18 protein-coding genes are annotated in these 21,160 nt (G+C 52.6%); 10 read left to right on the top strand and 8 right to left on the bottom strand.

Annotated features, from left to right (window positions below):
- The first annotated feature begins 77 nt into the window (after positions 1–77).
- Both O1V65_RS08570 and O1V65_RS08565 read left to right on the top strand, forming a co-directional pair.
- Complete coding sequence (locus O1V65_RS08570) at positions 78–1,145, top strand: DUF6421 family protein (RefSeq protein ID WP_017493658.1); 1,068 nt, start codon at positions 78–80, stop codon at positions 1,143–1,145.
- A complete protein-coding gene (locus O1V65_RS08565; RefSeq protein ID WP_269130424.1) occupies positions 1,142–2,830 on the top strand; it encodes a thiamine pyrophosphate-binding protein in 1,689 nt (562 codons plus the stop codon). Before O1V65_RS08570 ends, O1V65_RS08565 begins: the two co-directional genes overlap by 4 nt.
- 84 nt (positions 2,831–2,914) lie before the next feature.
- On the opposite strand, the gene tpx is transcribed toward O1V65_RS08565, so the two are convergent.
- On the bottom strand, positions 2,915–3,418 hold the full coding sequence (gene tpx / locus O1V65_RS08560) for a thiol peroxidase (protein WP_017493660.1): 504 nt from the start codon (positions 3,416–3,418) through the stop codon (positions 2,915–2,917).
- 493 nt (positions 3,419–3,911) lie between these two features.
- Here tpx and ycjG point away from each other — a divergent pair, with 493 nt between their 5' ends.
- Positions 3,912–4,892 (top strand): L-Ala-D/L-Glu epimerase, encoded by a 981-nt coding sequence (gene ycjG / locus O1V65_RS08555; RefSeq protein WP_017493661.1) that lies wholly within the window; start codon positions 3,912–3,914, stop codon positions 4,890–4,892.
- Positions 4,893–4,967: 75 nt separating this feature from the next.
- Here ycjG and O1V65_RS08550 read toward each other — a convergent pair whose 3' ends face one another.
- Positions 4,968–5,390: a hypothetical protein gene (locus O1V65_RS08550; RefSeq protein ID WP_017493662.1), complete on the bottom strand. Its 423-nt coding sequence runs from the start codon at positions 5,388–5,390 to the stop codon at positions 4,968–4,970.
- Positions 5,391–5,721: 331 nt separating this feature from the next.
- Between O1V65_RS08550 and zntB the strand changes: the two genes are divergently transcribed.
- The 6 genes from zntB to O1V65_RS08520 all read left to right on the top strand — a co-directional run bounded on the left by zntB (position 5,722) and on the right by O1V65_RS08520 (position 13,085).
- A complete protein-coding gene (gene zntB, locus O1V65_RS08545) occupies positions 5,722–6,705 on the top strand; it encodes a zinc transporter ZntB (RefSeq protein WP_017493663.1) in 984 nt (327 codons plus the stop codon).
- 413 nt (positions 6,706–7,118) lie between these two features.
- Positions 7,119–8,033, top strand: a complete 915-nt coding sequence (locus O1V65_RS08540; protein ID WP_269130423.1) for a homocysteine S-methyltransferase family protein — start codon at positions 7,119–7,121, stop codon at positions 8,031–8,033.
- Between the two features lie 68 nt (positions 8,034–8,101).
- Positions 8,102–9,646: an ABC transporter substrate-binding protein gene (locus O1V65_RS08535; RefSeq protein WP_269130524.1), complete on the top strand. Its 1,545-nt coding sequence runs from the start codon at positions 8,102–8,104 to the stop codon at positions 9,644–9,646.
- Between the two features lie 29 nt (positions 9,647–9,675).
- Entirely contained in the window at positions 9,676–10,665 is a 990-nt protein-coding gene (locus O1V65_RS08530; RefSeq protein WP_269130422.1) for an ABC transporter permease, read from the top strand.
- Between the two features lie 22 nt (positions 10,666–10,687).
- A complete protein-coding gene (locus O1V65_RS08525) occupies positions 10,688–11,506 on the top strand; it encodes an ABC transporter permease (RefSeq protein WP_017494412.1) in 819 nt (272 codons plus the stop codon).
- Positions 11,499–13,085 carry an ABC transporter ATP-binding protein gene (locus O1V65_RS08520; protein WP_269130421.1) on the top strand — a complete coding sequence of 529 codons (1,587 nt, stop codon included), beginning with the start codon at positions 11,499–11,501 and terminating at the stop codon, positions 13,083–13,085. Before O1V65_RS08525 ends, O1V65_RS08520 begins: the two co-directional genes overlap by 8 nt.
- Before the next feature lie 82 nt (positions 13,086–13,167).
- Here the strand turns inward: O1V65_RS08520 and ttcA are convergent, their stop codons facing one another.
- The 6 genes from ttcA to O1V65_RS08490 form a co-directional block, all read right to left on the bottom strand.
- Positions 13,168–14,094: a tRNA 2-thiocytidine(32) synthetase TtcA gene (gene ttcA / locus O1V65_RS08515; RefSeq protein WP_017492844.1), complete on the bottom strand. Its 927-nt coding sequence runs from the start codon at positions 14,092–14,094 to the stop codon at positions 13,168–13,170.
- 339 nt (positions 14,095–14,433) lie between these two features.
- A complete protein-coding gene (locus O1V65_RS08510) occupies positions 14,434–15,111 on the bottom strand; it encodes an oligogalacturonate-specific porin KdgM family protein (protein ID WP_269130420.1) in 678 nt (225 codons plus the stop codon).
- A 69-nt stretch (positions 15,112–15,180) separates the two neighbouring features.
- Positions 15,181–17,349: a right-handed parallel beta-helix repeat-containing protein gene (locus O1V65_RS08505; protein ID WP_269130419.1), complete on the bottom strand. Its 2,169-nt coding sequence runs from the start codon at positions 17,347–17,349 to the stop codon at positions 15,181–15,183.
- Positions 17,350–17,841: 492 nt separating this feature from the next.
- A complete protein-coding gene (locus O1V65_RS08500; protein WP_026110665.1) occupies positions 17,842–18,552 on the bottom strand; it encodes an ArsR/SmtB family transcription factor in 711 nt (236 codons plus the stop codon).
- A 5-nt stretch (positions 18,553–18,557) separates the two neighbouring features.
- Positions 18,558–18,947 (bottom strand): amino acid-binding protein, encoded by a 390-nt coding sequence (locus O1V65_RS08495; protein WP_269130418.1) that lies wholly within the window; start codon positions 18,945–18,947, stop codon positions 18,558–18,560.
- A 3-nt stretch (positions 18,948–18,950) separates the two neighbouring features.
- Complete coding sequence (locus O1V65_RS08490; protein ID WP_269130417.1) at positions 18,951–19,262, bottom strand: antibiotic biosynthesis monooxygenase family protein; 312 nt, start codon at positions 19,260–19,262, stop codon at positions 18,951–18,953.
- A 525-nt stretch (positions 19,263–19,787) separates the two neighbouring features.
- On the opposite strand from O1V65_RS08490, the gene O1V65_RS08485 reads away from it, so the two are divergent.
- Positions 19,788–21,119, top strand: a complete 1,332-nt coding sequence (locus O1V65_RS08485) for an alginate lyase family protein (RefSeq protein ID WP_420066648.1) — start codon at positions 19,788–19,790, stop codon at positions 21,117–21,119.
- Positions 21,120–21,160: the final 41 nt, after the last annotated feature.

Here is a 21,160-nt window from a genome sequence, read left to right as displayed (position 1 = left end):
AAAAACAAAGTCCAAGGCTTATAAAGGCCTATTTAAAAGCAATGAATGATTTTAATTTCACAGCAAGGAACGAGAAGATGCAGCATAAAATAAAAATAGTTGAAGAGATAAATCATTGTCGGCTAGAAATTCTCTCGGAGGGCGCATCCTCGGACCCTGTTCGTATCGCACAATGCGTACGGAAAACCCTTGAGGGACATAGTGATAACGCGCACGTAAAGCTTTTATTAGAGAATATGGAAAATCATCAATTAGGTTCGAATAATTTATTGGAATTAACGTTTACCGACGATCCTGACTTTATTTTGGGCTTTTTTGAGGTGCCTTATAACCCGGACGCCTTCCTTGAGGCCGCTTTCGTTGAAGCCATTGCGATTCCACAAAACGTGCTAGATATTGTTCCTGAATCGGAAGCGTTGCCGGTATTGCTTCACTGCTGTTCTGATGGGTTTAAAAATCCGCTATCGGTTGCCATCTTTGCCGAAAACTTTCGCGATGCCGAGGTTAAGCCCTACCATAAAGCCTATTACCTGATAGAAAAATTTGTCGACCGCTTTAAATCTTATACCCGACCTGCTATCGAGGCGGCGTGGTCACCGACCGCGTTTCCCGATGTCATCACCGCCGACGATGATTTACTCACCCGCGCCAGTGCGATATGGGTGCACCTGCATGAGTATTATCACCGAACGGGCTATCTGCCGCTGCCTGAACATCTCAAAGAAAAAAGCTCTCGTAATGGCGCGGGCGCGGAGGAGCTGCGGGTGGATATCCTGTCCATTTTGGCGCTGCTGGATTTACACGCCAACGACCCCGTGTTGCGTGCCTCGATTCAGTACATTCTTGCAGAACGTTTGATTCGTTATCCCCTGCAGGCACCGCCGAAAGAGAACTATGATGCGCGTTCATCCGTCGCACTCTTTGAATATTTACAACGACATGGCGTGATCGGCCGTAAAGGCGGAAGGTTCTATTTTGTGGGCGGCTACGCAAGACTCGGCGAAGCGTTGAGATCTATACTGGTCAAGATTACTGCGCTGGAATATCGTATTAGTCAGTCACCGGCGGACGATCGCAAAAAGAAACTGTCCTTCCTGTTGCCAGATTTGGCTAAAAACAATAATCGTTGGGAGTTACTGTCATGACTGTAACCCGAGCAAACAGTCTACACAATCGACGGGGTGCCGACGTACTGCTTGAAACGCTGCACAGCGAGGGCGTCGAGTACATTTTTGGTAATCCAGGGACCACGGAATTGCCGTTGATGGACGCGCTATTACGTAATCCGTCGCTGAAATATATTCTGGCGCTTCAGGAAGCCAGCGCCGTAGCAATGGCCGACGGCTACGCACAGGCCTCCGGTAAGCCTGGTTTCCTCAACCTGCATACGGCGGGAGGGCTGGGGCATGGGATGGGCAATCTGCTCAACGCCAAGGTGTCGCAAACGCCGCTGGTGGTGACGGCGGGGCAGCAGGATACCCGCCATTCGATAAGCGATCCGCTGCTGTATGACGATTTGGTCAGCATTGCGGAGCCGGCGGTCAAATGGGCGCAGGATGTCTCCAATGCGTCGCAACTTCCGGTACTTTTGCGTCGCGCGTTTCACGATGCCAACGCCGCACCGAGTGGCCCGGTGTTTCTTTCACTGCCGATGGACATCATGGACCAACTCAGTGAAGTTGATATTGGCGAACGCTCCGAGATAGACCGCAAGGCGATAGGCGGTTCACTGCCACGACTGGCGCAGGCGTTGGCGCAGTGCTCGCCCGGCAAGCTGGCGATTATTGCCGGTGACGAAATTCATCACAGTCAGGCGGCGAAGGAAACCATTGCGGTAGCGGAGCTGCTGGGCGCGCACGTTTATGGGTCCTCTTGGCCCTCACGTATCCCTTATCCGACCTCACATGCGCTGTGGCGGGGCAACATGCCGACGACGGCGGCCAGCATCGCCGAAATTCTCAAAAACTACGAGGCCATTTTCGCGCTGGGCGGCAAATCGCTAATCACTATCCTTTACAGCGAAGGACCCGCAGTTCCTGAGGGTTGCACGGTCTATCAACTGTCGGCGGACGTCAACGATTTGGGGCGTTCATATGCGACGAAGCTGTCGATCGTCGGTGATATCAGTGCCTCACTCAAGGCGCTTATACCGGCGTTAAAAGAGGCCACGGCGGCAAATCGGTCGCGTTACGCTGCGCTGATTAGCCGCGCGGCTGATGAACGAAAATATGCCCGCGAACAGCTTGAGGCCAGCGTCGCCGAAAAATTCTCGTTACCGGTGATAGCTCCGATTGTTGCCGCTCATGAGGTGGTCAGGGCGATTGGGCCAGACGTGGCGATTGTCGACGAGGCACTGTGCGTTTCATCGCTGATGCGCAAGTTCCTTAACAGCCATCATTCAGGCCAGTACGCCTTTATGCGCGGCGGTGCATTGGGGTGGGGAATGCCGGCGGCTATCGGCTACTCCCTGGGTCTGGCCAAGCAACCCGTGGTCTGTCTGGTCGGTGACGGCGCCGCCCTGTATTCGCCGCAGGCAATGTGGACTGCGGCACACGAGAACCTGCCGATCACTTACGTGGTCATGAACAACCAGGAATACAATATTTTGAAGAATTTCATGCGTAATCAGGCGCATTACTCTTCGTCGCAGAGCAACACGTTTATCGCGATGGATATTGTGAATCCAAGTATTGATTATCTGGCGCTGGCGCAGTCGATGGGATTGAGCGGCAGGCAGATCCGACGTGCCGAGGATATTGCACCGGCGATTGAGGCGGCGATTGCCAGCGAGAAGCCTAACTTAATTGAGATAATCGTGAGTGCGGGCTGATAGCTGATATCAGTATTGCCGCGGCAGCAATGCCCGATTGCCAGGAAAAAGCCCCGTTTTCAGACGGGGCTTTTTTGGTCGAAATTACTTCAGAGCCGCGAGGGCAGACTCGTAGTCTGGCTCATCGGTGATTTCACCGACCAGCTGGCTGTAAAGCACGTTGTCTTGCTCATCCAGCACCACGACTGCGCGAGAAGTCAGGCCAGCCAGAGGACCGTCGGTGATAGCAACGCCGTAGGTCAGTTTGAACTCGTCACCGCGCAGGGTGGACAGGGTAACGACGTTAGACAGGCCTTCTGCGCCGCAGAAGCGTGACTGGGCGAACGGCAGGTCGGAAGAGATGCACAGCACGACGGTGTTGTCGATTTGGCCCGCAGCTTCATTGAATTTACGCACGGACGCGGCACAAACACCGGTGTCAACGCTTGGGAAGATGTTCAGAACTTTACGCTTACCGACGAAGCTGCTCAGCGCAACGTCGGAAAGGTCTTTGGCAACCAGTGTGAAAGGTTTGGCAACATCGCCTTTTTGCGGCAGCTGGCCAGCAACGCTAACGGGGTTACCCTGAAGATGTACGGTCTGAGTCATGATTTGTCCTTTGTGCTATTAAGCCAGGTTATTAAGTTTTTGCGAACTTCCACAGTGTAAGTTAACAAGTATTTGTTTGGTAGGGAACTTTTCAATTAGGGCGGGGGGAGGGCAGAGCGGCCCTTATTCGCTTTTGGGTCAAAAGCACGTGCCCTGCACGCTGGGCGCTGACCCAGACCAGCCAAGGCCCCTTGGAACCCCACGCCTTGTTATCGGTGCATGTGTCTTGCCAGCCGATGAGTTTGTTTCAGCGGCCTACGCCACGCTTCGTGCCACTGGAAAGCACTCCAAACATGAGCGGCGACACGTATCAAGATGGATAAAAGGCGCAGAGAGGCAAGAGGTGGCGCTTTCCACTCTTGATCCAAAAGTCCTTGACCTTCCCCCAAAAAATTTGCAATTAAAAGCCTATTTGTAATTAAAAGCCCCCCCCTGTCTATAATAACTACAGCCTCCCTGCATTCTGCCCGAAGGCGCTTTTATGGAGCGGTGAATGAGACGTGTACGCTTTTATCCGGAAGCCTGGCCTCTGCATACGGCCTTTGTGATAGCCCGCGGCAGCCGCAGCGAAGCAAGGGTCATCGTGGTTGAAATTGAAGAGAACGGTGTGATCGGCGTCGGTGAATGCACCCCGTATCCGCATTTTGGGGAAAGTGAAATTTCGGTCATGGCGCAGCTCGGTGCCACTGCGCCGATTATCGAGCAGGGCACCAGCCGGTGGGAACTGCAAAGTCTGCTGCCCGCCGGGGCGGCGCGGAATGCGCTGGACTCTGCGCTGTGGAATCTTGAACAGCAGCAGAGCGGTCAAACTTTGTGGCAGCTCACTGGCACCACGCCGCTGCCTTCCATCAGCATGGCGCAGACCCTAAGCATTGATACACCCGAAGCGATGGCACAGGCCGCTATCGCCAATCAGCAAAATGGCGCAACCCTGCTGAAGATTAAGCTCGATGATCATTTCATCACCGAGCGCATGGTGGCGATTCGCAGTGCGGTACCGAATGTTTCGCTGATTGTCGACGCCAACGAATCGTGGCAGAGCGAAGGGCTGGCGGCACGCTGTCAGCTGCTGGCCGACTTAGGCGTATTGATGCTTGAACAACCCCTGCCGGTGGGACAAGACGATGCGTTAGCCAATTTTATTCATCCATTGCCGATTTGCGCCGATGAAAGCTGCCATACCGTCGAGAGCCTGCCGCAGCTGGTTGGCCGCTATCAAATGGTGAACATCAAGCTGGACAAAACGGGGGGACTTACCGGGGCATTGGCGCTGGCGTCGGCTGCCAAAGAACGAGGAATGGAGATTATGCTCGGCTGCATGCTTTGCACCTCGCGAGCGGTGCGGGCCGCGCTGCCATTAACTACAGGCGCAAAGTTTATTGACCTCGATGGGCCGACCTGGCTTGAAAAAGACGTGGTACCCGGTCTGGCGTTTCACTGTGGCGTCATTGATTTGCAGGCCACGGGGGACTAACGGGGTTCCATAAAACGAATCAAGCCCCTGAGCGGTGGGCTACAGGGGCTTGATTAACGCGTCCAGAGAAGGGGATTATTTCTCTAGCGGGTTAAAGACCGTATAGGCGGTACAGTTATACTGCTGGCCAGCCATCGTCAAATGATAGAGCTCGGCACCGCTGGTACCCGCTGGCGCCTCGTCAATACCGAACAGGATGGTGGTATTTGACGGGTCTGGCGTGAAAGTTTTAGTGTCCGGGTTATAGGTGGACAACACGTACTTCACCTTGTCACTCATATCGGCGTCACGGTTACCGAAATAAATCTGTGAAGCGTTAGTTTTAGGATCGGTAATCTGCAACACCATCGTGTCTTGGCTAGTGATAGCACTGGTCAGAACCTTCATGCCGCCACAGTGGGTGTAGCCCGCTGCAGTATAGTTGCCAATCATCTCGGCTGCATGCACCACGTTGGTCATGGAACCAACAACCAACAATGACAGAAGCAATTTTTTCATTTTTTGTTTAACCTGATGTTTAAGCCAGCCACCACGTGTGCCGGGCGTGATACTTATACAATATGAGTCGATGAGAATTTGTAACAAAGTATCATAATATGCAAAGTGTTAGGCTAAAAATACGCTCAAAAAAACACGTTCCACGTCACGTCCCACATCTTGAAACACTCTATCCCGCTGCGTTTACACCTTCCTCGACCACCCATGGCATTATTACTGGCTTTATCGGTCATTATTACCTGAATTACCCGAGCATTTTCGGCCGATTTGTTGGAGCTTCAAAGAGTTAACGCTAAACTAATTTTAAATAGTAGAGAGAGTGAGGAATACCGTGGAAGTCATCAAGGGTGAAGAGTTACAAGTTTCGGATGCTGTTTATGCTTATCAGCTAGACGGTAAAGGTGGCGTACAGGACATAGATCAAAACTGTCAGGCCAGTACCGACAAGCCCTGCTGGCTGCACCTCGATTATTCAATGCCTGACAGCGAAAAATGGATTAACAGTACGCCGGTTCTGCCAGACAGCGTGCGTGAAGCGCTTGCCGGAGAGAGTATTCGTCCGAAGGTTTTGCGTATGGGTGACGGCACGCTAATAACCCTGCGTAGCATCAATCTCAATGCCAACGCGCGTCCGGACCAGTTGGTGACTATTCGCGTTTATCTGACCGACAAGATGATTATCTCGACCCGTCACCGCAAAGTGTTCTCGATGAATGAAATCATCAATGATATGCAGCATGGCACCGGTCCGACCGATACCGGCAGCTGGCTGGTTGAAATGTGTGATGCGTTGACCGATCACACCAGCGATTTTATCGAGGACCTCCACGACAAGATAATTGACTTTGAGGATGCGCTGCTGGAGCAACAGCTGCCAGAGCGCGGTGAGATGGCGCTGCTGCGCAAACAGCTGATTGTTCTGCGTCGTTATATGGCGCCACAGCGTGACGTGTTTGCTCGTCTGGCAAGCGAACGTTTCCCGTGGATGACCGATGATGAGCGTCGCCGCATGCAGGAAATCGCCGACCGTTTGGGCCGTGGGCTTGACGATCTGGACGGCAGCATTGCCCGTACCGGGGTGCTTTCCGATGAAATTAGCTCGTTAATGGCCGATGCCTTGAACCGCCGTACTTACACCATGTCGCTGTTGGCAATGGTCTTCCTGCCAACCACGTTCCTGACCGGTTTGTTCGGCGTCAACCTCGGCGGTATTCCTGGCTCGAGCAACCACATGAGCTTTGCAATATTCTGTGCGCTGCTGGTGGTATTGGTCGGCGGCGTCGCCTGGTGGATGAAGCGCAGCAAATGGCTGTAACTCCCTACGTAGCGGGTAAAAAAGCATAAAAAAAAGCCGGTCATAGACCGGCATTATTCGAATCAAACGCTATGCAATAATTCTAAATAACTAAATAAGACAATATGGAGCACAACGCCCATCGCTTGACGTTGCATTCACCTGCGAAATAGATATTGCTTCAATCCACGCTGATATTTATTGATTTAGAACAAGTTTTTGTCCGTAAACAGCCCTCTTTTTTTCCTCGCACCGCTGCTTTTCAGATTCTGATGAGAGTTCACCGCCATTTCCCTCTCTTTGACGATGCTCCTGACATACTTCATCCCTCTATCCATAAAGATATCTAGACATCTAAACGCCGCTTTTGTACAGTGTTGCCAGGTTAAATAATTCTTCATCTAAACAGTAACCAGTGGGTAAACATACAAAAAATGACCAGTAACATTGTGATCCTCGATGGCGGCATGGGCCGCGAACTGGCCCGAATGGGCGCACCGTTTCGTCAACCCGAGTGGTCTGCTTTAGCATTGATGGAAGCACCACACTTTGTTCGTCAGGCCCACGACGCCTTTATTGCCGCGGGTTCACAGGTCATTACCACCAATAGCTATGCCGTGGTGCCATTTCACGTTGGCGACGATGTCTTCTCGCAGCGCGGTGCCGAGCTGATCGCGCTATCGGGCAAGCTGGCGCGCGAGGCGGCGGACGCGGCTCCCAGGCCGGTCAAGGTCGCGGGTTCGCTACCGCCGGTGCTGGGCTCTTATCGTCCCGACCTGTTTGAGCCAGTGAAAGCCCGAGCGCTGCTCTCGGTGCTGGTGGCTGGACTTAATGAAAACGTCGATTTATGGCTGGCTGAAACGCAGAGTTCTGTCGCTGAAGTGGAGCTGGTACGCGAGGTTTTGGGCGACGATAAACGCCCGCTTTGGCTGTCGTTTACTCTGCAAGACGCCCTGAATCCGCAGGAACAGGCCGTGCTGCGCTCTGGCGAATTGGTGGCTGCAGCCGTAGACGCCGCGTTGCGCCTTAACGCACAAGCGGTGTTGTTCAACTGTAGCCGTCCGGAAGTGATGGCGAGCGCCGTCGCTGAAGCCAGCAAAATATTGAAACAACAGGGCGTCTCGCTGGACATTGGCGTTTATGCCAATGCGTTCGAGCCTTCTGACAACAAGCGCGGGGCTAACGAAGGTCTCAGCGAGATGCGTAAAGATACCGATCCACAGGGATATTTGAGCTTTGCCGAGGAGTGGGTCGCGGCCGGTGCCACGATGATTGGCGGCTGTTGTGGCATCGGCCCAGAACATATTGCTGCCCTGAATCAGGCGCTGGCTTCAACAAGCAAATCCTAAAAACAACGAATTCTTAAAAACAATAATCAGCGATTGGAGGCTGTGCCTCTCATTAAGGGATACTCATGATAGATCGTCGTTCGTTTATCAAAGGCGCAGGGGCTCTCTCTGCCGTGGCGGCAACCAGTTCTCTGTGGCCGTTTTCAAACGCTTTTGCCGCCGTTACAGCGGTACCTAAAAAGGGTGGACACCTGGTGGTCGGCATTGATAATGCCTCCAGCACCGACCGTCTCGATCCGGCTTTCTGGTTTGAAACCTATATGTATTTCGTCGGCTCGCAGATTTTCAACAGCCTGGTCGAGATAGATGAAAAGGGCGAACTGGCACCATCACTGGCAGAGTCCTGGTCGTCCGCCGACGGCAGCAAGACCTGGAACCTGAAAATTCGTCAGGGCGTGCAGTTTCATGACGGGCGCGCATTGACCGCCAAAGACGTGGTTTATTCGCTTAATCACCACCGAGGCGAAAAGTCGACCTCGCCGGTCAAAGGCTATCTTGACCCGGTTGAGTCGATTACCGCGACCGGCGACCATGAAGTGACTGTCAAGTTGAACGCGGCGGACGTCGAGTTTGTGTGGCTGCTGAGCGCGGTACACTTTGTGATTACCGCAGAAAACGAAAGCTTCGACAAAGGCATCGGCACCGGTGCCTTTATTCTCGAGAAATTCCAGCCCGGCGTGACTACGCTGACCAAACGTAATCCTAATCACTGGAACAGCGAACGCGGCCACGTTGATTCAGTTGAAACGTTGGCGATGAACGACTCCACGGCGCGCGTTGCTGCGCTGGTGAGTGGCTCCGCGCAGCTTATCAACCGCGTTAATCCACGCATCGTGGGCCGTATTCAGCACATGCCGAATATTCAGCTGGTGCGAGCGAAAGACAGCGCAATTTATACCTTCCCGGGGCTGTCTAATCTTGCGCCGTTCAACAATGTCGACGGCCGTCTGGCGCTAAAATACGCCATCGATCGTAAACAAATTATCGACACTGTGCTCGGCGGCTACGCCAGCGTGGCGAACGATAACCCGTTCTTCCCGTCGAATCGCTACTTTGCCAAAGACATTCCGCAGCGTCCTTACGATCCGGATCAGGCACGCTTCCACTGGAAAAAGTCAGGCTTTACCGGTCCATTAACCCTGTCCGTTGCCGATGCCGGTTTCCCCGGTTCGGTGGACGCGGCACAGCTCTATCAACAGTCTGCCGCCAAGGCCGGTATCGATCTCAAGGTCGATCACGTGCCGGATGACGCTTTCTGGAACGATACCTGGCAGAAAAAGGTGTTTGTTTCTTCTAACTGGGCCAGCCGCCCGACCGCTGATGCCATGCTGTCACTGGTGTTTACCAGCCAGTCATCCTGGAATGAGTCCGCATGGCACGTTCCGGCCTTTGACGCGATGGTAAAAGCCGCGCGAGGCGAGCAGGACGAAGCGCGCCGCAGGCAGATTTATCACGATATTCAGGTGATGCTGGTCGATCAGGGCAGCGAAATTATTCCGCTTTACGCTGACGCCCTCGACGGCTGTTCAACCAAAATCAAAGGCTTTACCTCAGTACCTGGGATGCCGCTGAGCGGCAACCGCGCGGCGGAAAAAGTCTGGATCGAGAGCTGAAGCTGAAGCCATAACGCGGATAAAAAAGTATGTCGGAAATGATTACGCAACGGCCTTCGGGCCGTTCATCTTTACTGCGACTGGTCACGCTGCGCCTGTGCTACGGCGTGTTGATGGTGCTGGCCGTTTCGGTGCTTATCTTTATTGGCGTTCAGCTTTTACCGGGCAACGCCGCCACGGCGATTCTGGGGCAGAGCGCCACGCCCGACGCCATCCGTGAGCTGAACCTGCAATTGGGGTTGGATAAACCCGCCGTTGGACGCTATCTCAATTGGCTTGCAGGCATTCTGCACGGTGATTTTGGCATCAGCTATACCAGCCGAGAGTTTATCGCCGGCCCGCTGTTTGTCCGCCTTGGCAACACGCTGTTCCTGGCAGGGTGCACGGCGGTGATTGCCGTGCCGTTGGCGCTGGGTATCGGTTTTCTGTCGGTGCGATATCAGGGCGGGATTATCGATACGTTGCTCAACGGTGTAGCGCGCGCCGCCGTGGCGCTGCCGGAGTTTTTCTCCGGCTATCTGCTTATCCTGATTTTTGCCATCACGCTGGCCTGGGCCCCAAGCAACAGTACGTTGTCTGATTCGATGTCCTTCACCGCAAGACTGTCTGCCATCGCGCTGCCGTGCGCTACCTTAGTGCTGGCGATTGTCGGCCATATGAGCAACATGACCCGAGCGGCGCTGATTGCTGCCCAGAGCGCGGCCTACGTTGACACCGCGCTGCTGAAAGGGCTAACGCCGGCACGCATTCTGTGGCGTCACGTATTGCCGAACGCACTCGGTCCGATAATCAACGTGGTCGCCATCAACCTGGCCTACCTGATGGTTGGCGTGGTCATCGTTGAGAACGTATTTGTTTATCCCGGATTAGGGCAGTACATGGTGGACAGCATTAGCAAGCGCGACATCCCGGTCATGCAGGACTGTGCGCTGCTGCTGGCGGGGATTTACATCCTGCTCAACCTGCTGGCCGACGTGTTGGCGTTGATTGCCAACCCGCGTTTACGCCATCGTCGTTAAGTGCTGCTAAAGGAATTTTGAGATGCCTGCATTAAAACCAACCGCAATTCTGGGACTGACAGGGCTGACCCTGTTCGTGCTGATTGCCGTCTTCGCGCCTTGGCTGGCGCCTTATGCGCCGGATAAAGTCATCGGGATGGCCTGGCAGGCGCCCGACGCCACGCTGCGTCTCGGCACCGATAATCTGGGGCGTGACCTGCTGTCGCGTATGATTTGGGGGACTCGGGTGTCGCTCGGCGTTACCGCTCTGGCCGCCGTGCTGGCCTTCGTCGTGGGCTGTACGCTCGGCTTTATCGCAGGGGTGAGTGGCGGCTGGCTCGACCAGACTATCTCGCGCATCAACGATATGATCATGGCTATCCCCACGCTGATTTTCGCTCTGATCGTGCTTGCGGTGTTGCCTAAAACTATTCTGACGCTAACGCTGGTGCTAGGGCTGCTGGAGTCCACCCGCGTACTGCGTGTCGCGCGTGCGCTGGCGGTTGAAATCGGCGTGATGGAGTTCGTGGACGTCGCCCGACTGCGCGGTGAAAGCCTCGGTTGGATCCTCTGGCGAGTCATTTTGCCCAATTCGCTGCAAACGCTGATTGCCGAGTTTGGGCTGCGCTTTATCTTTATTTTGCTGTTCCTGTCCGCACTGTCGTTCCTTGGACTGGGCATTCAACCGCCGACGGCCGACTGGGGCGGACTGGCGCGTGATAATAAAGACGGCATCCTGTTTGGCGTCTGGGCCGCACTGGTTCCGGGCGGCGCGATTGCTGTTCTGGCGCTCGCCATCAATGCGGTCGCCGATTGGCTGATGAGCGGCTCGACGCGTTCATGGGGAGGTCATCATGGGTAATCCTTTGCTTCAGGTTGAGCAGCTGGTCGTGGTTTCGAGCGATAAAACTCAGCGCCGTTTGGTCGATAATGTCAGCTTCGACCTGAAGGCCGGTGAAGTGCTGGGACTAATTGGCGAGTCTGGTGCGGGGAAATCGACTATCGGACTGGCGATTCTCGGCCACTGCCGTCACGGCATGCGCATCGCGTCGGGCAGTATCAGATTTAATGGCACTGAATTGGCCCGACAGTCGCAGCGGCAGTTGAGAACGCTGCGCGGCAGAAAAATCGCCTATGTGGCGCAATCTTCCGGCGCGGCGTTTAACCCTGCGATAACTATCGGCGAACAGGTTATCGAGGCGACGCTCAAGCATCGTATTCTTCCTCGCCAACAGGCGCAGGCGAAAGCTATCGAACTGTTCACCCAGCTGGGTCTGCCGGAACCGGCGCAGTTTTATCAGCGCTATCCGCATCAGGTTTCCGGCGGGCAACTTCAGCGCGCCATGATAGCGATGGCGCTCTGCGCGGGACCGGAGTTACTGATTTTCGACGAGCCGACCACCGCGCTCGACGTGACCACCCAGCTTGGCGTGCTCAAAGCCATTGCCGACGTCATCCGCCTTTCCGGTGTAGCGGCCATTTATATTAGCCATGACCTGGCGGTGGTGGCGCAGATAAGCAATCGAATCATGGTGTTGCAGCACGGCAAGACGGTGGAGCACGCGACCACCGAAAGACTGCTGCACGCGCCGGAACAAGACTATACCAAACGCCTGCTGACCGCACAGGGTGAACCGCGCGAGGCGATGCCGATGAATCAGCCCGAGCTGTTGCGCATCGATAACATCAGCGCGCGATACCATCATCAGCCGGTGCTAAAAAATCTTTCCCTGTCACTACCCCGGGGGCGGACGTTGGCGGTTATTGGCGAATCGGGTTCCGGTAAATCGACGTTAGGCAAAGTGATTTGCGGGCTGCACAAGCCGGAAAACGGCGAAGTGAGCATTGAAGGGCAGGCGTTGAGCGCAGGTCTGCGGGCGCGCAGTCGCCAACAGCTACGTGATATACAGCTTATCCATCAAATTCCCGATACTGCGCTGAACCCGAAAGAGATTATCGGCAAGCAGATTTCGCGCGTGCTCGAGTGTTTCACCGAACTTACCCGCCAGCAGCGTGCCGAGCGCGTTTCCGAGCTGCTGACGCAGGTGGGGCTGAGTCCTGAACTGGCTGCCCGTTATCCTGCGGCGCTGTCGGGCGGGCAGAAGCAGCGCGTCTGTATTGCTCGCGCGCTGGCCGCTGAACCCAAGCTGATTGTCTGTGATGAACCCACCTCAGCGCTGGACCCGCTGGTTGCCCGCGACGTGTTGGCACTGTTGCGTCAGATTCAGCATCAGACCGGTATTTCATACCTGTTTATTACTCATGACCTGAAGGTGGTGCGTGAGGTTGCCGACGAAGTCGCCGTGCTGTTTAAAGGCGAGATTGTGCGCAATGGCTCGGTGAACACCACGCTTTCAGAGCCTTTGGATAATTACACCCGTGAGCTGCTGCGTTCGGTGCCAGAGATGCGTATCGGTTGGCTGGAAGAACAGACGGCCTGATTTTTTGCGACACAGGTAATAAAAAACGCGCTGTAAGCTTAGGCTTCAGCGCGTTTTTTATTTTGTCCGCAGAGGCGGGGGATTACTTGATCTGCAGGACGTCAAGACGTTCGACTACCAGGTCCTCTTCCGCCTGCCAGCCGACGGGCTGCATTGGGATGTCTTCGCGATCGAAGGCCAAATCACCGCCGTCAACGATTTCATCACCGTGCTTGATGCCCTTGAAGTCGAACAGGTTGGTATCGTTAAGGTGCGAAGGCACGACGTTCTGCATGGCGCTGAACATGGTCTCGATACGGCCCGGATAACGTTTGTCCCAGTCTTTCAGCATGTCGCTAATGACCTGACGCTGTAGGTTTGGCTGCGAGCCGCACAGGTTGCAAGGGATAATCGGATAACCACGAGCAATCGCAAAACGCTCGATGTCTTTTTCACGGCAGTAGGCCAGTGGGCGGATAACGATGTGTTTGCCGTCGTCGCTCATCAGCTTAGGGGGCATACCTTTCAGTTTGCCGCCATAGAACATGTTGAGGAACAGGGTTTGCAGGATATCGTCGCGATGATGGCCGAGCGCGATTTTGGTACAGCCTAATTCGGTAGCCGTGCGGTAAAGGATACCGCGGCGCAGACGGGAGCACAGCGAGCAGGTGGTTTTGCCCTCCGGGATTTTGTCTTTTACGATAGCGTAGGTATTTTCTTCAACGATCTTGTATTCGACACCCTGCTTATCGAGGTATTCCGGCAGAATGTGCGCCGGGAAACCCGGTTGTTTCTGGTCAAGATTAACGGCAACCAGAGAGAAATTGACCGGCGCGCTTTGCTGCAAATTGCGCAGAATTTCAAGCATGGTATAGCTGTCTTTACCACCAGACAGGCAGACCATGATGCGGTCGCCTTCTTCAATCATGCCAAAATCAGCAATAGCTTTACCAACGTCACGACGCAGACGCTTTTGGAGTTTATTCAGGTTGTATTGCTCTTTCTTGCTAACTTCTTGATTATCAAACATTATATCGACACTCGAGATCTAAAAAGGGCACCAGTGGGGCAATATTCAGGCTGGCGCCAGCCGACAAAATGCGGCACGGAGTTAATTGGCGTGTATGTTACGGATTACGCGGGCGAAAGCCAACACGTTTTAAGCGGGGTTAGGCTGGGTTTTTAAGGATATTGAGGCTGTATAAGGCATGGCAGTTTTCTGCGTTGAGTTCTGTTTGCTACTAACCTAAAGTCAGACTGTGCAGCAAAGGCCCTAAGAAATTCCCTGACATATCAGACTTGTACTCTGATATGTCGTGAGGTGTTAAAGGGACTCGACAAGATTTTGCTTCATTTCCTATACCGAACCTTAGAAGCTGTATTGAATTCCCACCCGCAGGCGGGTCTGCCTTTCGTGGGTATTTTTTCGAACCGAGACATTGCCAATTTCGGCATAGGGCGTCCAATGGTGATTGATGTTGTAGGCAACTTTAAAATCTTCTTCATAGTCCCATTTAGCATTATCAAACAGAATCTGATTACTGTGTTTATAAATATAGTTATATTCGAAACGCCAGTCGGCAAGGCGATAGCCGAGCCAAATCTCTTCGCGATGAGTTTTTTTATCATTATTACCGTTGTCATAGTGTGTCTCTTCATAACGATAGCGTGTATTAAAATAAATGCCGCTGGAGAAAGTGTATCCAGCGGCCAACGACGGCTTGTAGACTTTATTGCCGGAATTCACCTCAACGGCAAATCCTGGCTGCAAAAAAAACGACTTTGTTGCTTTATATTGATAGGTAAGCGTCGTTTCCGTGCCGTTACCCACCATTCTGTTAAACGGTTGATTGGGGTTATTATCCCCGGAGCGCCATTTATCTTCGAAAGATAAACCGATACCATTGGCAAAGCGGTGTGATATTAAGATCCGGTCTTTATGCTGTTTACTGTCATCAAGCCATTCGTGTCGAATATCAAGGGTAACGGCATGACTGCTTGCGCTGGCCAGCAGCAGGCCGCAGATCAGCAGTCTGTGATTTATCATTTTAGAGCTCCCTGAAATATTGAGCAGTATTAGGGTATTTAGCGTCTCTTCCTGTTAATGAAACTGCCTTTATTTCCTTGCTAAAAAATTGGAGTAATTAAATTCTCCGTCAGGAAGACGTGAAATGGGGCTTGGAAGCCGCGTGGAAATAAAGCTGTCGGGCTGGATCTCTTGATGTAAAGCATTCACCGTTCTGCGATGGGCATAGAAATAATTGCTGCTGTCTACGTTTCCGCTGACTACATCGTTATATCTGCCCTCTGAGGATCTCAGCGAAATATTGGCTTTAAACGTTCCTTGTTTATCCGCTGGGGTATAGGGTGAAGGACGGAACAGGAAGTTGAATCTTTTATTGTCAACGGCACGATTATTTTCAACGATCAAGGCACCTGGGTTGAAGTTATCGGTGAAGCCGTCCATGCCGTTTTCTACGGCAACATTATTGCGGATAACATGAGCGACAGGCAGGCCTTCGCCGCCGAGTTTAAAGCCGTTGCTGCCGTTGTGTACCGAGAGGCTGTTTTCTATTGTGACGCTGCCGTTCGGACCGTCTTCAATCTTGTTGAACAAATCAAAACCGTCATCGATGTTATCGTGCGAGTAGCAGTTAACGAGGCGATTTCCCTCTCCTACGCGCATTTTCACTGCAAATCCATCGGCATTTTTATGCCCCGGATCTTTATTTCCCCAGGATTCTGAATTGCTTATTAGATTATGACTGGCCCAAAGTGCGCGGCCAATACCCTCCGGTGAGGCAACCCAAATACCCGTATCGTCTGCGTTATGTGCCTTAACGTTGTTGATGTGATTATAACTACCAGCAATGTGAAAGCTCTTTTGAGTCACGGTGATCCCCTCAATTTGCCAATAGCTTGCGTCGAGGGTAAGCCCGTTGAACACCACGTTATTACTCTCCGGACGCAGCGTTTTAGGTTTTTTTGCCGTGCCACTCGCCGTTGCCGGGATCTCGCTGGCAGGGTATTCACCGTCAGCCATCCACAGCGTGCCGCCGGGGGCTAACAGGTTGACTGCGGTCGCGAAATCCAGCGGATGTTGCCGAGTTCCATCGTTATCTGCTGCCCCCTTGGCTGAAACGTAAAGCCGCTGCGGATGACTCACCGGCACCCGTTTGACAGGGAAAATGCGGCTCAGGGGTTTAGCGTTATCCGGGATAAATTCTATGTTTATTTTGCCCTCGGGTTGTTGGAGATGAAATGGTACAGCGACCGCTTCACCACCGCCAATAGCCGTCTGGCTAAGCAGCGTTTGTTCACCCATTTTGATCTGTATCTGCCCGCGCTCATTGGTTCGCAGCTGGAAAATGCCGTTCTGGCTTGCTACAACAGGCGATGACATGATCTCGATATGGGGCTCGAGAGGCGGCGCGACATAAGGCGGAGACGGTTGGGTATCGGCCGCGCTGAGTATCAGTTTGGTATGGTTAACGGTAATGCGGGCGTTGCGCGAGGCGAAAAACCCAACGTAATAACCCGTTTTATCCAGCTTTGTAATCAGGTCAGCGCCATTGAGAGTTTTACTTACCCACCGGTGGCTGCTTTCTGGCGCATAGGAGACCTCAAACCCTTTATCGGTCCGAGTCAGTCGCAAAGAGAAATGTGCAGGCGTTGTCAAAGGATGATAGGCCTCGCGCACAATACCTATACCGATATTACCCCATGGATGTTTCACTCCCTGGCGGGCTATTAAGGCTACTTCCTGTGGCTTATCTCCGATTGCCATTACCGTGTTCATCACCATATTGGAGGCTGCCGGAAGCTCCTCAACGCCGGGTTTGGTTACTGGTTGCCGTGCCTTGCCCAGGATATTGCGTACTAATAATCCGGCACCTTCCTGTCCGGCAGGTTTTGCCCCGTTTTCAGGACCTAATTGATTCAGCGTGACATCGGCTTCCAGCTGGAAATTTACATCACCCGGCAGTCGTGTATAGAAATAAGTCAGGCCGTCATGGCTGTTACCTATTTTACCGCCTCGACTTTCCAGCGTAAAAGGTGTGGCAAGTTTTACACCGGCCGTGGGAACGGATTTCCCGTCCGCCAGAAGCGTTTCATTGATGCCAATTTTATCCTGCAGGACATTGGTGGCGAAATTAACGTCGGTCGACTGACCGAAGGTGATGCTGTGCCAAATCAGACTGCTCGCTTCAGGCACAGTACCCGCCAAGACTTGCGCACTTATTCCGCATGACAGCGCAACAATCAATACCTTAGATTCCCACATAATTGTTCTCATCCTAAAAACATAAATTGTGCTGGTTACGGGATGAACCCGACACTTTAAAAATGAAACAACGTTTCATTTTTAAAGGTATAGCATTTTATATTGCAGGCTTGGGGAGAATTAATGTGAAGCGATTCACGTTTGAATAAGCGGGTTAGCTTTTTTTGGACCGTTTTGCGATGCCCGTAGTATTTCGGCACAGCCTCGAAGGAGGGCGTGCTTTTGGATATCACGGTCACCGACATGATTACCGACCAGGAGCGGGAAGAATTTTTTAAGCGATTGAGGCGCTGTAACGGACAATTTATTGATTCGAGCGGCTGGGGGGCGCTGGGGTTTATAGTCGCAACAGCGAGGGAATCATTGAGGGGGGGCTGATTTTCCTGTAGCAGGCATACAGCGGCATTATCTGACTAAGGTAAATCTGCCTGAATTTCTCGAGGCCTGACAGGAGTAGGCCGCTGAGTCCCTGCGATAAAAGGGCGTAGTGGGTCAGTCTGGATTGCCTGACAGAGCAAACCATTTTCGAAAGGCAGCCTTTCCTGATGAGGTGATATTCACCTCTCTGAAACCCTGAACGCGTTTTAGCCAACCCCGGTGTTCACAGAGAGTAAAAAAAGCAGCGCCAGCATCTCCCCCTAGATGAGAGCGTCGTTCGCTCCAGTCCAGACAGGCGCAGCAAGGCTTTCGTTTGGTTTTAGGGTCAAGCACGACGCCCATTTGCTGAAAATTTTCGTGACCTTTTTCCGTGAGGTGAGTGCCATCATCGTTTATCCAGCCCTCGCGCCTCATAGATTCGTAAATTTCTACCGCGACTTCTCCGGCCAAATGGTCATAGCAGGTACGTGCCACTCTCAATTGCACCGGAGTTCGAGTTTTAGGCGGGGGAATTCTTTTCCACGACACACCCATCATCATCTCGACCAACTGCCCAACTTCATGGCCTGCAAGGCGATAATAACGATGTCTCCCCTGCGAAAGGCAAGTGATCAGATGGCTATTGACCAGCCGGTTCAGGTGAGAGCTCGCCGTTGATGAAGCAATATCCGCAACGGCGCTGAGTTCAGTGGCGGTCCACGCTCTCCCGTCCATCAACGCACACAACATTTTGACGCGCGACGGGTCAGACATGGCGGCCGCGAGGGCCGCCATAGAGGATTCGAGCTGAGTATCACTATCATCGACTTCGATTTTGTTAAGCATATTTATCAGGAAACCGGAGCCCATGGCTCAGTAATTTTAGCTGCAATTTGTTGATTATCGGTGATTAAAATCAGTCTATTGGCATGATCACTGTACTGAGTCAGAATATTAACACCGTTTTTAGACAACGCGGCGGCAATTTCGCCAAACTCGCCGGGGCGCTCCTGCTTAAGCTTTCTGATGATGGGTTCATTGATACTTTTGACCCTGAACCCTTCACTCTCAAGGACCCATTTAGCTTTATTACCCTCCTCAACGAGGAAGTGCGCGTGGCACTCATTACCTGCCGTAAAAATGCCGCCTCCTTCCAGACCGACGTCGTGATGCCCCAGTATTTTACCCAACCAGGCCAGTTCACCCGGGGTATTCTTCAGAATCACGTGAATATCGTACATTTGTTATCCTCTGTCTTCCGATGAATAATCGCGTATGACCTGAGCGATACGAATTCTGTAAAATGTGAAAATAGAATCCCGACCTTCCGCCTGTGCGCTCATATGGAAGATATTCTTTTTCCAGGTCAGGACCGCCTCTTCATCGCGCCACCAGGAAAGTGATAGAATTTTCCCCGTTGATGCCAGGCTCTGAAAACGCTCTATGGAAATAAACCCGTCAATCTCTGCGAGCATCGGTTTTAGCTCGGCGGCGAGCGCCAAATATCTTTCCTGCATAGTAATATTGTACTCAGCTTCAAAAAGCACTGCGATCATTCTCTCTCTCCCTACGAATATGTAAGAGAAAGATTAGCGGTTTGCCGCGCTGATACTTCGACGTAGAGCGAAATGTGGAATTTAATGAATAGGGCTATTGGCTCCTCAGGGCCGATCGTACCTTCTTCGAACAGGGTAATTTCATATTTATACTGTGCGCCATTTTCTTGAATCTTTTCTTTTGCCAAAAAGAGGGGTTTATTGAAATGATTAAATAATTACTTATTGATCAGGTTTCTGAATAATACCTCTCGGTTAATTAACCTTTTCGTTACTAACGACGTGGTGTGATATGTTCTTTTTTATATGAAATTATTACTGGTCGTATATTTCAGCCAGTGTTAGCTGCGCACCTTTATCTGGTGCAATAAGAATCTCTCTCTATAAAGAATTTTCGATTAGGCTTCACTCTATTAAATTATCTATTGATAAATAATCCCATGCTCGCGTATCTTTCCTCAAGGCGTTAAACAGCTATCGGTGTTTTTCGGAAATTATTAAATTTAATAATTAGAAGGACGGAAGATGAGTCGATTTTGCAAAGTGGCCATAAGCATTGCCTTCATGCTGAGTGCAGGAGCAGGGTGCGCTGCGTATGCTGCCGATTCGGGTCCACAAGCGTTGGCATTCTTGCAGGCCAGCCAGTTGTTGCAGGTAAAGCATCAACTTGAGCAGGGGAAAGCGGCAACGTCCACCCAAGAGGCCTATGACCTGCTTATTACCTCCGCTAATCGGGCGCTGAAAACGCCGAACCCAAGCGTGACCGAAAAGGGGATGACGCCGCCAAGTGGGACTAAACACGACTACCTGAGTCTGAGCGCCTACTGGTGGCCGGATCCGAGTAAAACCGATGGACAGCCCTGGATCCGCCGAGACGGCAAAGTAAACCCTGCCAGTAAAAATAATCAGAGTGACGGCGTGCGGCTCGCGGCGTTTACTGCAAAGGTTCAGGATCTCACCCTCGCCTGGTATTTTTCAGGGCAGCAGCGCTATGCCGATAAGGCCGCAAGCATGTTGCGCACCTGGTTTATCACGCCGGCAACGCGCATGAATCCTAATCTTAACTTTGCCCAAGGTGTGCCCGGAATGACTGCGGGCAGAAACGCGGGCGTGCTCGATGGCCGCTATTTTGCAACAAGAATCGTTGATTCCGTGCTGATGCTGCGCGGTAACGCCGCCTGGTCCTCTGACGATGAGCGCCAGTTGCGCCAATGGATGCAGGAATATTTGCACTGGTTGCAGACCAGTAAGCTGGCAATTAAAGAGAGTAAAACTAAAAATAACCACGGTAACTGGTACGCGACGCAGGTGGCGGGCATCGCCTGGTATCTCGACCGACCGGAAACGATAAAAAAGATGGTGGCGCTCACTGAAAGCAAACTAGACACCCAACTGCGGCCCGACGGTACTCAGCCGCTCGAACTGGCGCGAACGCGTTCATTCCACTACAGCTATTTCAATTTGCAGGCTGTTAGCCTTTTGGCCATCCTTGACCAGAAGGCTGACGGTCAGAAGGGGGGGCAAGACCTGTGGCACTACACGACGCCCGACGGCGGAAGCGTCTTGAAATCATTGGATTTTATGGCGCAGTACGGCAATGAAGCAAAGCCGTGGCCGTATAAAACGCTGGACCGTATTAGCGTACGCGTCGTGCCTCTGCTTTCGTGGGCAGATAACGGCATCGGCCAACCGAGATATGAGTCGCCGATCCGCGCCGCCTCTTTTAGTTTACCGACAGCCACTCATAAACCAGGCGAAAAAGGCGAATATCATGCAAACGCCCGGCGAGGTGCCATCATTGAGGCGCAGCGTGAAACCTGGTTGACCTCGCTGCCGGCTTGGGAAAGCAAGAGATAGGGACAGAAGTCGTGGGAGCTTCACTTGCCTGGCCTATCAAC

Origin of the sequence: Rouxiella badensis, from assembly GCF_026967515.2 — a bacterium.
GTDB lineage: Bacteria > Pseudomonadota > Gammaproteobacteria > Enterobacterales > Enterobacteriaceae > Rouxiella > Rouxiella badensis.
The sequence above is the reverse complement of the archived record's forward strand: the minus strand, read 5'-3'. Positions and strand labels throughout refer to the sequence as shown.